This window comes from Clostridium sp. 16K-1-R1, assembly GCF_023921145.1.
In the GTDB taxonomy this organism is placed as follows: Bacteria; Bacillota; Clostridia; order Clostridiales; family Clostridiaceae; genus Sarcina; species Sarcina perfringens.
The window spans coordinates 1,553,630-1,566,989 of sequence record NZ_CP046515.1; the positions used below are offsets into that span (position 1 = coordinate 1,553,630).

Sequence of the window (13,360 nt, forward strand, 5' to 3'; positions counted from 1 at the left end):
ACATGTATATCGTTATAAACTTTACATAATATACATAACTTGTTAATATTAAATTGAGATTTTAATATAACGGGGAGAATTAAATGAAAACAAACGCTATTAACTTATTTAACTTTGTGCTTTTTATATCTTTTTCATGTATTTTTATAAAGAATTGGTTTATTTATAAAAGATTATTTTCTAATGAATCCTATTATATTAATCCAAGCACAAAAAAAGATATACAAAAGCTTACATTATTTAAATTTTTATCTGTAATTATACAGTTAACAGTAGTTGCAACTTTACAATTAATATTATTTTTTTATACAAACAAAATTAATTTTTTTAATATAGCAGCTTTATATTTTTTAATATATGCTTTTAATTTATCTATCTCTATAAATAACGATTATATTTATAGAAATTTTAAATTAATAAAAAAGTCTGACATAGATTATTTTAATTTAGATTATAAAAATAATATTGTTAAGATATATTTAAAAGGTAAAAAGAAACCAATTATAATAGCATTTAAAAAAGATTTATCTAATTTTGCAAAGCTTTTAAATAAATTAGGATATAAAGAACTTTTGACTAGGAAAAATTTTTAATACTACTTTATAATAAAAGTTTCAGTGTTATTAACTTTAAATAAAGAAAATATATTATTTTAATTACAAGAAACAGTTAAAAACCAGTTGATTTCCATAAAAATAGTTTACATAATATACATAATTTGTTAATATTAAATTATAAAGTATTATGGGAGGGATTATTTATGAATAAAAAATTTCTGTCAATAACAACAAATGGTAAAAGTTTAATTTTTTATAAAAAGACTTGAAAGTTAAGGCTAAATTAAAACTTTAAAAAAGTGCTAATTTAAAACTAAATTTCTTAAGTATTATTTATTGAGTATTATTAATAAGAAAGCTCTATGCAAAATTTAAAAAGTATAGGCTTAGATTATTCAAGACTGCGAGATATGGTAATTGATGAATTAAAGGATTAATGCAATAGAAATCATCAAAATACTAAATTTAAAAGATGTGTTGAGTAATGGATTTAAACAAATTAAAGCAAAATAATATAAGAGAGATGGAAGTAGAAGAATGTAAAAAGGAAATAGATAGAACAGTTAGAGAGTTACTATCTATTAAAGAAAAGTTTTATAATACACAAAACAAAGTAATTGCAAATGAAAATAGAAAGATTGATGAATTTTTAACTGAAGAATTAGGATTTGTAAAAGATATTAAAGAAAATTTTGTTGATTACAGATTAGAAAATGAAGAAGTAGGAAAAATAAGAATTGAGGTTTGTAACAATTATCTTAAAATACAGGGTAAAGAGTACAGATTTTGGTTGGATACAGACTTTAATTTATGCAAGTTAAATTGGGCTATTAAAGAAGATTTTGGTTATGAGCATTTAGATAGAGGATATAAAATTCAAGGTAGAGAGAATTGGAATAAAGAATTAAAAGAATTAATGAAGGTTAAAAAAGTTTATGAGGACACTGATTTTGAACTTATGAAACTAGAAGGAGATATCTTTTATTTTGTTATAGAAGATAAAGAAAATTATAGAAAAATAAAAGCAAAATCCTTAGTAGACTTTATAAAAGAACAGTTAGAAGAACTTTAATTATATAGTAATTTAAAGAGTATCCAAGAGTAGATACTCTTTTTTATATTTAAAAAGAGTAATATTAAATGTTATAATATTTCTATGTAAACAGTATACGGGGGTAAGAGGTAATGGGGTTATTTAGTAAAAATAAAGAAAGAAAAGGTTATACTTCTATTGATTCCTATTTAAAAGAAAATAACTTAGATAATGATATTAAATCTGTGACAAATGTTAATATATTTTTTATGGATGGAGAAGATGAGGATTTTTATTTAGAAGATCATATGCTTTTAAAATTTAAAAACTTCATAGAAAATCCAGAGAAAGATTTTTTAGTATTGAAATATTATTCCTCATTATATAGTGATGGCTTTAGCCTTGAAGAAATTACTTTAATGAGACATGGAATATGTAGATTTAGAATTGATAGTGAAAAGGAAAATATACTTGTATCAGATTCATAAAAAATTAACTTTAGTAAAAAGGGGCAATTTTGAAAAAGAGATTTTATTCAACTTAAGAAATAGAATCTCTTTGATTTTAAAATTATGATTCAAATTAAAAGTAAAGATTTATTTGGAAATAATTGTGATTTTTTTATTTATAAATTATTAAGTATGTGAAAATTTTAAATATTTATTATTTATATTTTTTTAAAAATACCTTATAATTTAAGTGATTATTCTATAATTCAATTTAAATATTAACAAATTAACAAAAATTTACCTGTAAGGTGTTGAAATTGATTCTCAAAAACTTTACAATGTGATGAAAATGTGTTAAATTTAGATTGATAAAGATTTTCAATTAAGAAAGAGGGGGTAGACCATATGTTTAAACAATGGGAAGGCTTTAAAGAAGGAGTATGGCAAAATGGAATAGATGTTAGAAACTTCATACAAAAGAACTATACTGCATATGAGGGAGACAAGAGTTTCTTAGAAGGAACAACAAAAAGAACTGATGCAGTTTTAGAAAAAGCTCAAAAGTTAATTATAGAAGAAATAGAAAAAGGTATTATAGATGTTGCTACAGATAGAGTATCTGGAATAGACAATTATGAGCCTGGATATTTAGATAAAGATAACGAAGTTATCGTTGGTTTCCAAACAGATGCACCACTTAAAAGAATAGTTAATCCTTTCGGTGGAATGAGAATGGTTGAAAGTTCTTTAAAAGAATACGGCTATGAATTAGATAGCAGTATAAGAGAACATTTCAATGCTTATAGAAAAACTCATAACCAAGGTGTATTCGATGCATACTCAGCTGAAACAAGAGCTGCAAGATCTGCGGGTCTTTTAACTGGTCTTCCAGATGCTTATGGTAGAGGAAGAATTATAGGTGACTATAGAAGAATTGTCCTTTACGGTATAGATTATCTAATAGAAGAAAAGAAAAAAGATTATGCTAATATATCATTTGAAAGCGAAGGCTCAGTAGAAGAATATATTCAATTAAGAGAGAATGTTTCAGAGCAAATAAGAGCTTTAGAAGCAATAAAGTCAATGGCTGCAAGATATGGCTTTGATATATCTAAACCAGCTGCAAACGCTAAGGAAGCAGTTCAATTCTTATACTTTGGATACTTAGCTGCAGTTAAAGAAAATAATGGGGCAGCAATGTCTTTAGGAAGAACTTCTACTTTCTTAGATATTTTCATAGAAAGAGATCTTAAGGCAGGAACTTTAACTGAGTTAGAAGCTCAAGAATTAATAGATCAATTTATAATAAAATTAAGATTAGTTAGACACTTAAGAACTCCTGAGTATAATGATTTATTTGCTGGAGACCCAACTTGGGTAACAGAAGGTATTGGTGGTATGGGTGTAAATGGTAAACCATTAGTAACTAAAAACTCATTTAGATATCTTCAAACTTTAATAAACTTAGGACCTGCTCCAGAACCAAATATGACTGTTTTATGGTCAGATAGATTACCCGAAGGATTCAAAAAATTCTGTGCTGAGGTATCAATTAAAACTGACTCAATTCAATATGAAAATGATGAGTTAATGAGACCTATATACGGAGATGATTACTCAATAGCTTGTTGTGTATCAGCAATGCAAATTGGTAAGCAAATGCAATTCTTCGGAGCTAGAACTAACTTAGCTAAAGCTTTACTTTACACTATAAATGGTGGTATTGATGAAAAATCAGGTAAAGTTGTTATTAAAGGTTTAGAGCCAATAACAGACGAAGTTTTAGATTATGATAAATTAAGAGCTAACTATGATAAAGTTTTAGAGTACGTTGCTAAGCTTTATGTAGATACAATGAATGTTATCCACTACATGCATGATAAATATGCTTATGAAGCTGGACAAATGGCTTTACATGATACTCATGTAGGAAGATTAATGGCATTTGGTATAGCTGGTTTATCAGTTGTAGCTGACTCATTAAGCGCAGTTAAATTCGCTAAAGTTAAGCCTGTAAGAGAAAATGGAATAGCTGTAGACTTTGAAATAGAAGGTGACTTCCCTAAATACGGAAATGATGATGATAGAGTTGACGATTTAGCTGTAGAAATAGTTAGAAAGTTCTCAAGTGAGCTTAAGAAACATCCATTATATAGAGGTGCTAAGCACACATTATCAATCCTAACTATTACTTCAAACGTAGTTTATGGTAAGAAAACAGGTTCAACTCCAGATGGAAGAAAAGCTGGTGAAGCATTTGCTCCAGGAGCTAACCCAATGCATGGAAGAGATAACAGTGGAGCTTTAGCTAGCTTAAACTCAGTTGCTAAAATTCCATACTGTGAAGTTTGTGAAGATGGTGTATCAAACACATTCTCAATTGTTCCAGATGCTTTAGGAAAAGAAGAAGATTCTAGAATAGATAACTTAGTTGCTATTATGGATGGTTACTTCAAACAAGGAGCTCACCATCTAAATGTTAATGTATTTAACAGAGAAACTTTAATGGACGCTATGGAGCATCCTGAAAAGTATCCAACATTAACAATCAGAGTATCAGGTTATGCTGTTAATTTCAATAGATTAACTAGAAATCAACAATTAGAGGTTATAAGCAGAACATTCCACGATTCTCTATAATCTTATATAATAAGAGTGTATAAGGTGAAGGCTTTATACACTCTTTTTTGAAATGTTTACCGTAAGGAGGGACAGCATTATGGTTAAAGGAAGAATTCATTCATTAGAAACTATGGGCTTAGTAGATGGACCTGGTATAAGATTTGTAGTTTTTATGCAAGGCTGTGGAATAAGATGTGCTTTTTGTCATAATCCAGATACTTGGTGTAAAGATAAGGGGACTGAATATACTCCAGAGGAGCTTGTAAATAAGATAAAAAGATTTAAAACATATTTTAATGCATCAGGTGGTGGTGTTACTTTCTCAGGTGGAGAGCCTCTTCTTCAACCAGAATTTTTATTAGAATGTTTAAAATTATGTAAGAAGGAAGGAATACATACCACATTAGATACTGCAGGTGTGGGATTAGGAAATTACGAAGAAATTCTTGAATATGTTGACCTTATATTATTTGATGTAAAGGAAACTGATCCTGAAAAATATAAAAATTTAGTAAGAGTTCCAATAGATAAATCCTTAGAGTTTCTAAAGGTAGCTCAGTCCATGAATAAAAAAATGTGGATAAGACATGTTGTAGTTCCTGGATATACAGATAATAAAGAAGATTTAATGAGAATTAAGAATTTTGTAGATGGTCTTAATAATATAGAAAAGGTTGAACTTTTACCTTATCATGTTTTAGGTGTAAATAAATATGAAGGGCTTAATATTCCATATAGATTAGAGGGAGTTCCACCTTTAGATAAAAAGTGGTTAAAAGAACTTGAAAAAGAAATATTTAATTAATATAATTATTTAGATAAAAACTAAAGTCTAATTTTAGGCTTTAGTTTTTTCTTACATAAAAAATATGTTAGAATAATTAGTATGACATAATTAACATTTTAAAAAAATCAAAGTATATTTTATTAACTTTTTAAAGAAAAGTTTTTAGGCTTTAGTAATTAAATAAAAAGAATTTATATTTAAAAGTTATAATAGTTATTGATTATGATATTTTAGAAAATGTTATAAGGTTTTAGCATATAGAAATGATGGAGGTACTAAAATGAAGCTGACTCCGATGATGAGGCAATATTTTGAGATAAAGGAAAATTATAAGGATTGTATTCTATTTTTTAGACTTGGAGACTTCTATGAGATGTTCTTTGAGGATGCAGAAACAGCTGCAAGGGAATTAGAATTAGTTCTTACTGGAAGAGATTGTGGCTTAGAAAAAAGAGCACCTATGTGTGGAATTCCGTTTCATGCATCTAATTCATATATAGGAAGATTAGTAGCTAAGGGGTATAAGGTTGCTATTTGTGAACAAGTTGAAGATCCTAAATTTGCTAAAGGAATTGTTAAAAGAGATGTTATAAAGGTTATAACTCCTGGAACATATACAGATTCTTCTTTTGTTGAGGAAACAAAAAATAATTATATAATGACTATTTATGCAGACTTAGAGAGAAATAGATGTTCACTAGCTATAACAGATATTTCTACTGGAGATTTCTTAGCTACAGAGGGAGAATTAGAAAAGGGAGTTATTTTAGATGAAATATCTAAGTTTAATCCTAAAGAAATAATACTTTTAGATTCTTTAGATCAAGAGCTTATAAAAGATATAACATTAACTACTCCAGCTTTAATAAGTAGAAAGCCTATAGAATATTTTGAGGAAAACTTTGAGGAAGTATTAAATAATCAATTTGGAGAAAAATCAAACTCTCTAAGTTTAATGGTTAAGAAATCAAGTAATGCTTTAGTTAAATACATACTAGACACTCAAAAAATAAGCTTAACCAATATAAATGATATAGAAGTATATAGTTTGGTTGACTTTATGACTATAGATTTAAGTTCTAGAAGAAATTTAGAGCTTACAGAGAATCTAAGAGAAAAAAGTAAGAAGGGTTCTCTTCTTTGGGTATTAGATAAGACAGAAACTTCTATGGGAAGTAGAATGCTTAGAAGATGGATTGAAGAACCTCTTGTTAATAAGGAAAAGATAACTTTAAGATTAAATGCTGTAGAAGAATTATTTAATGATCTTTCTTTAAATGACTCTCTTAAGGAAGCTTTACATGATATTTATGATATAGAGAGAATATTAGGGAAAATTTCAAATAAAAATGCTAATGCTAAGGATTTAATAGCATTAAAAACATCTATAGGTAAAATTCCTAATGTAAAAGGAATTATAGAAAATTGCACTTCAAGTCTTCTAAAGAATTATCACCATAATTTAGATGACTTAAGAGATATTTATGATCTTTTAGAAAAATCTATAAAAGAAGATCCATCCCTAACATTAAAAGATGGTGATTTAATAAAAGATGGATTTAATGGTGAAATAGATGAATTAAGACTTGCTAAGACTAACGGTAAGGATTGGATATCTAGCTTAGAAAATAGAGAAAGAGAGTTTACTGGCATAAAATCTTTAAAGGTAGGATTTAATAAGGTCTTTGGTTATTATATAGAAATATCTAAGGCTAATTATAGTTCTATTCCTGAAGGAAGATATATAAGAAAGCAAACTTTAGCTAATGCAGAGAGATTTATTACTCCAGAACTTAAGGAAATAGAAGAAAAACTTTTAGGAGCTAGTGAAAAACTTTGCTCTTTAGAATATGATATTTTCCTAGATATAAGAAATGAAGTTGAAAATCATATAGATAGACTAAAAACTACTGCTAAGATAATTGCTGAGTTAGATTGTATAAGCAATTTAGCCTTTGTAGCTTTAGAAAATGATTTTATAAAACCTGAAATTAATGAAGATGGGGAAACTAAAATAGAAAATGGAAGACACCCTGTTGTTGAAAAGGTAATTCCTAAGGGAGAGTTTATTCCTAATGACACTATTATAAATAAAGATGATAATCAACTTCTTATAATAACAGGGCCTAATATGGCTGGTAAATCAACATATATGAGACAGGTAGCTATTATTACTTTAATGTGTCAAATAGGTTCCTTTGTGCCAGCTAGTAAGGCTAATATAAGTGTAGTAGATAAAATCTTTACTAGAATAGGAGCTTCTGATGATTTAGCAGGTGGTAAAAGTACATTTATGGTTGAAATGTGGGAAGTTTCTAACATTTTAAAAAATGCTACAGAAAATAGCTTGGTTCTTTTAGATGAAGTTGGAAGAGGAACGAGTACATATGATGGATTAAGTATAGCTTGGTCTGTTATAGAGTATATATGTAAAAATAAAAATTTAAGATGTAAAACTCTTTTTGCTACTCATTATCATGAGTTAACTAAATTAGAAGGAGAAATTCACGGAGTTAGAAATTATTCAGTAGCTGTGAAGGAAGTTGATAACAATATTATCTTCTTAAGAAAAATAATAGAAGGTGGAGCAGATCAATCTTATGGTATTGAGGTTGCTAAACTTGCTGGTATTCCAGATGAGGTAATAAATAGAGCTAAGGAAATCTTAGAAACTCTTGAAATGGAATCTTCAAAGGATAACTTAGATTTAGCTCTTAAAGAAGTAAATGCTTCAAAAGAAGACATAGAAGAAGCCTCTATTACAACCTCTTATGAAGTTAAAGAAACCCTAGTAGAAGAGGATAAAATTGAAATTAAAGAAGAAGTTATTTCAAAAGCTTCAGAGGCTAAAACACATAAAAAAGAAGATGATCAAATACAATTAGATTTTTCTGCCATAGGAAAAGATAATTTGATAAAAGAACTTTCAGAAGTTGATATTTTATCTTTAAATCCTATGGAGGCTATGAATAGATTATATGCTCTAGTTAAAGAAGCTAAAAATTTAATTTAGCTTATGGGAAGGAGCTGTTATAAATTTTGAATAGAATAAATATTTTAAATGCAGATACAGCAAATAAAATAGCAGCAGGAGAGGTTGTTGAAAGACCCTCTTCTGTGGTTAAAGAACTTGTAGAAAATTCATTAGATGCAGGGGCTAAAAATATAACTATAGAGATTCAAAATGGTGGAGAATCTCTTATAAAAATAATAGATGATGGCTCAGGGGTTCATCCAGAGGATGTTGAAAAAGCTTTTAATCCTCATGCTACAAGTAAAATAAAAGATACTTATGATATTTTTAGTATAAATACCCTTGGATTTAGAGGAGAAGCTTTGCCTAGTATAGCTTCTATAGCAAGGGTTGATTTTAAGAGTAAAGTATCAGACTTTGACATGGGTAAGGAATTAGTAATTAGCGGGGGAGAAAAAGAATCTTTAACGGATTGTTCTATGAATAGAGGAACTCAAATAGAAGTTAGGGATTTATTCTTTAATGTACCTGCTAGAAAGAAGTTTTTAAAGACAACGGCTAGAGAAAGTGCCTTAATAAATGACTTAGTAAACAGAATTTCACTAGCTAACCCAGATGTATCATTTAAATTATTTAATAACAATAAAAAGATTTTAAATACTTATGGCAATGGAAAATTAATAGATGTTATAAGAACTATTTATGGTAAGTCCACTGCTGAAAATTTAATATATTTTGAAGAGCATAAGGACACAGCTTCTGTTTATGGATTTATAGGAAATGATACCTTAGCAAGAGCCTCTAGAAATAATCAAAGTCTTTTTGTAAATAAGAGATATGTAAAAAATAGAAGCTTAACTGTAGCTGTGGAAAATGCCTTTAGATCCTTTAATGTTACAGGTAAGTTTCCATTCTTCGTATTATTTATAGATACTTATCCAGAGCTTATAGATGTTAACATACATCCAACAAAATCTGAAATTAAATTTAAAGATGAACGTTTTATATTCAAGGTAGTCTTTGATGCTGTTCATTCAGCTATGAGGGAATATGTAAAAGATACCTTTACTCTTCCAGAAGAAGAGGAGAAAAAATTTGAAGCTTTAAAAGAAGAAGTTATTCAGGAAAGCTTAGATGAGGAAATAAGTACCTTAGAAAAGTTAAAAGAAAATATAAATTATAAGGTAAGTGAGGATAGAAAGAAGGAAGAGATTTATTCTTATAATCCCTCTAAGGATTATGAAGCTAAAACAGAGGTTAATATTCCAGTAGATTTCTTATCAAAAGAAAATCAGGAGGAATCTTTTAGTATTAATAACTCTTTAGAAAATAATAATTTTAAAGAAGGTTCAGCTAAAAGAGAGATTTCATATGATCCTATACTTATAAAAAATGAACTTAAAGATAAAGTAAGTGAAAGTACTTCTGAATCACTTGAAAGAAGTGACTATAAATGTAATAAGAATGAATATGGAAATTCCATAGAGGAAATAATTTATAGAGAAGCAAAATTCCCTAAGCTAAGAGTTATTGGTCAATTTAATAAAACCTATATATTAGCTGAGTATGATTCTACTTTATATTTAATAGACCAACATGCAGCTCATGAGAAGATTTTATTTGAGAAGTATTCTTCAGATATAGCTAAAAAGAGGGTTGAAATTCAGCCTCTAATGATTCCACTAGTAGTAACCTTACCTACAGAGGATTATCTTTATTATGATGAAAATAAAGAGATTTTTGAAAAGGCAGGATTTAAAATAAGCGATTTTGGTGATAATTCTATAAGAATTGAAGAGGTACCATACTTTTTAGATAAATTAAATCCAACAGAGCTAATAACATCTATGATAAATAACTTGAAGAAAATGGGTACTGGAGAAACTGTAGAGGTTAAATATAATAAAATAGCATCTATGTCCTGTAGGGCGGCAGTTAAGGCTAATGATGTTTTAAGCATATTAGAAATGGAAAACTTAATAGAGGATTTAAGATACATAAATGATCCTTTCCACTGTCCACATGGACGTCCAACTATAATTAAATTTACCAGTTATGAATTAGATAAGAAGTTTAAAAGAATAACTTAAGGAGAGAGACAGTTTAAATGAATAATAATTTACTTATTATTGCTGGGCCAACAGCCGTAGGGAAAAGTGACCTTTCAGTAGATCTAGCAAAGAAGCTAAATGGTGAAATAATATCTGTTGACTCTATGCAAATATATAAATACATGGATATAGGTTCAGCTAAAATTTCTAAGGAAGAAATGGGAGGCGTCCCTCACTATTTAATAGATTTTGTTGATCCTAGTAAGGAGTTTAGTGTAGCTGAATTTAAAGACTTAGCTACAGAAAAAATTAAAGATATACAAAGTAGAGGAAAACTTCCTATATTAGTAGGAGGAACTGGACTATATATAAATTCAATCATATGCAATATGAATTTTGCAGAAAGTGATAAGGATGAAGAGTATAGAGAAGAGCTTGAAAAAATAGCTAATGAGCATGGAAATGAATATTTACATGAGATGCTAAAAGATATTGATTTAGAAAGCTATAATTCAATACATTTTAATAATAGAAAAAGAGTAATTAGGGCATTAGAAACTTATAAGTTAACTGGAAAACCATTTTCATCTTTTAAAGCTAAGAATAGTATTTATGAAACTCCATATAATATATATTATTATGTACTTAATATGGATAGAGCAAAGCTTTATGACAGAATAAACAAAAGAGTTGATATAATGTTTGAAAAAGGTCTTTTAGAAGAGGTTAAGAATCTTAAAGCCATGGGATTAACTGATGATATGCAGTCTATGAAAGGTATAGGATACAAAGAAGTTTTATATTATCTTTATGGTAAAATCTCTTTAGAACAATGCATAGAGATGATTAAGCAAGGTAGCAGAAACTATGCTAAACGTCAGCTTACTTGGTTTAGAAAGGATCCTAGAGCTATATTTATAGATAAAGATACTTTCGCCTCTGAAGAAGATATTTCTTCCAAAATTATTAATGACATAATAAATTCTTAGGTTTATAATTAAATTATATTAAAAATTTATGGAGGGCAATAGAATGAATAAGTCAATCAATAACCTACAAGATATATTCTTAAACAATGCAAGAAAGGAAAGAATTCCTGTAACAATATTTTTAGTAAATGGGGTTCAATTAAAGGGTATCGTTAAAGGGTTCGATAGCTTTACAGTAGTTTTAGATAGTGATGGAAAGCAACAATTAGTTTATAAACATGCTATAAGCACAGTATCACCAGCTAAACCTATTTTATTTAATAACGCGCAAGTTTTTGATAATTAAATATAGAAAAGAAAAATAGGTAAACCCTAGATGGTTTGCCTATTTTTTTTCTATATGATAAGATTTATAAATGTACGATATTTTAATAATGCGGGGGTATAATAATGCTTAATGCAACTATAGAATTACTAAAAAAACAATATGGTTTCACAGATGAAACTATAAAGCTTTATAATCAAGCTATAATTGATGTAGAAAATGAATTTAAAATATATGATGAAATAAGAGAATATAATCAATTAAAAGTTCTTAAGGCTTTCCAAGAGGAAAGAATTTCAGATAATCATTTTACTAATTCAACAGGATATGGTTATGGTGATATTGGAAGAGACACTTTAGATTTAGTTTATGCTAGAATCTTTAATGCTGAAAAAGCTTTAGTTAGACCACATTTTGTTAATGGAACTCATGCTTTAGGAACAGCTTTATTTGGAAACTTAAGACCTGGAGATACTATATTAGCTGTTACTGGTAGCCCTTATGATACTTTACACAGTGTAATTGGTATAAGCGGAGAAGAAAATATAGGCTCTTTAAAAGAGTACGGTGTTAATTATAAGCAAGTAGATCTTGTAGATGGAAAGATTAACATAAAAAAAGCTTTAGAAATGATTAAAGATGATGAATCAATAAAGTTAATACATATGCAAAGATCAACTGGATACGGCTTTAGAAATGCCTTCCAAGTTAAAGAATTAGGAGAAGCAATAAAAGCTATAAAAGAATTAAGAGAAGACTTAATAGTATTTGTTGATAATTGTTATGGAGAGTTTATAGACATAATAGAACCTACAGATGTTGGTGCTGATTTAATAGCAGGATCATTAATTAAAAACATAGGTGGAGGAATAGCTCCAACTGGTGGATACATAGTAGGAAAAGAAAAATATGTAGAGCAAGCATCTTATAGACTTACTGTACCTGGTATAGGAGCTGAGTGTGGATGTACATTTGGAGTGATGAAAGATTTCTACCAAGGATTATTCTTAGCTCCTCATGTTGCTATAGAAGCATTAAAAGGAGCAATATTCTGTGCTAGAATAATGGAACTTGCTGGATTTGAAGTTCTTCCTAAATATAATGACAAGAGAAGTGACATAATTCAGGCTATAAAATTCAATGATAAAGAAAAACTTATAAAATTCTGTAAGGGTGTTCAATATGCTTCGCCAATAGATTCTTTCGTTGAATGTGAACCATGGGCTATGCCAGGGTATTCAGATGAGGTTATTATGGCAGCTGGTGCCTTCATTCAAGGTTCTTCTATAGAACTTTCAGCAGATGCACCTATAAGAGAGCCATATATAGCTTATTTACAAGGTGGATTAACTTTTGACCATGCTAAAATAGGTGTATTAATAGCTTTAAATAACATTTTTAAATAATATGCTAATTTAAATTAGTAAATACAAAAATTAACATAGGCTTTTATCAAAAAATAATAAGATTTACAAAGATATTTCTTCAAAATTATTTACTTTAAATCTTATTGAAATTTATTTTGATAAAGGCCTATTTTTTATATTCTTTTTATGGAATAAATCTTTTTTTATAAGATATAATTAAAATAGTTAATTAATTTAATATTACGTATTACATTTTATATATTACA

10 protein-coding genes are annotated in these 13,360 nt (G+C 28.1%); all 10 read left to right on the top strand.

The genetic code is table 11. The features are described from left to right. Positions 1-83: 83 nt before the first annotated feature. The 10 genes from GOM42_RS06835 to GOM42_RS06880 all read left to right on the top strand — a co-directional run bounded on the left by GOM42_RS06835 (position 84) and on the right by GOM42_RS06880 (position 13,133). On the top strand, positions 84-593 hold the full coding sequence (locus GOM42_RS06835) for a hypothetical protein (RefSeq protein ID WP_003465684.1): 510 nt from the start codon (positions 84-86) through the stop codon (positions 591-593). 448 nt (positions 594-1,041) lie between these two features. Next, a complete protein-coding gene (locus GOM42_RS06840; protein ID WP_003465692.1) occupies positions 1,042-1,629 on the top strand; it encodes a hypothetical protein in 588 nt (195 codons plus the stop codon). A 113-nt stretch (positions 1,630-1,742) separates the two neighbouring features. Continuing rightward, on the top strand, positions 1,743-2,078 hold the full coding sequence (locus tag GOM42_RS06845) for a hypothetical protein (protein WP_110034743.1): 336 nt from the start codon (positions 1,743-1,745) through the stop codon (positions 2,076-2,078). Between the two features lie 366 nt (positions 2,079-2,444). Further along, positions 2,445-4,679, top strand: coding sequence for a formate C-acetyltransferase (pflB, locus tag GOM42_RS06850; protein WP_110034744.1), 2,235 nt, complete (start codon positions 2,445-2,447; stop codon positions 4,677-4,679). A gap of 79 nt (positions 4,680-4,758) precedes the next feature. Continuing rightward, positions 4,759-5,466 (top strand): pyruvate formate-lyase-activating protein, encoded by a 708-nt coding sequence (gene pflA / locus GOM42_RS06855; protein ID WP_003477793.1) that lies wholly within the window; start codon positions 4,759-4,761, stop codon positions 5,464-5,466. Between the two features lie 262 nt (positions 5,467-5,728). Then, positions 5,729-8,461, top strand: a complete 2,733-nt coding sequence (mutS, locus tag GOM42_RS06860; protein ID WP_011590676.1) for a DNA mismatch repair protein MutS — start codon at positions 5,729-5,731, stop codon at positions 8,459-8,461. 26 nt (positions 8,462-8,487) lie between these two features. Next, the gene (mutL, locus tag GOM42_RS06865; protein WP_011590677.1) at positions 8,488-10,512 is read left to right on the top strand and encodes a DNA mismatch repair endonuclease MutL; all 2,025 of its coding nucleotides are present in this window, start codon (positions 8,488-8,490) and stop codon (positions 10,510-10,512) included. A 17-nt stretch (positions 10,513-10,529) separates the two neighbouring features. After that, positions 10,530-11,462 carry a tRNA (adenosine(37)-N6)-dimethylallyltransferase MiaA gene (gene miaA, locus GOM42_RS06870; RefSeq protein ID WP_110077445.1) on the top strand — a complete coding sequence of 311 codons (933 nt, stop codon included), beginning with the start codon at positions 10,530-10,532 and terminating at the stop codon, positions 11,460-11,462. Between the two features lie 43 nt (positions 11,463-11,505). After that, positions 11,506-11,748 (top strand): RNA chaperone Hfq, encoded by a 243-nt coding sequence (gene hfq / locus GOM42_RS06875; protein ID WP_003460455.1) that lies wholly within the window; start codon positions 11,506-11,508, stop codon positions 11,746-11,748. A 104-nt stretch (positions 11,749-11,852) separates the two neighbouring features. Beyond that, a complete protein-coding gene (locus tag GOM42_RS06880; protein ID WP_003469951.1) occupies positions 11,853-13,133 on the top strand; it encodes a methionine gamma-lyase family protein in 1,281 nt (426 codons plus the stop codon). Positions 13,134-13,360 lie beyond the last annotated feature (227 nt).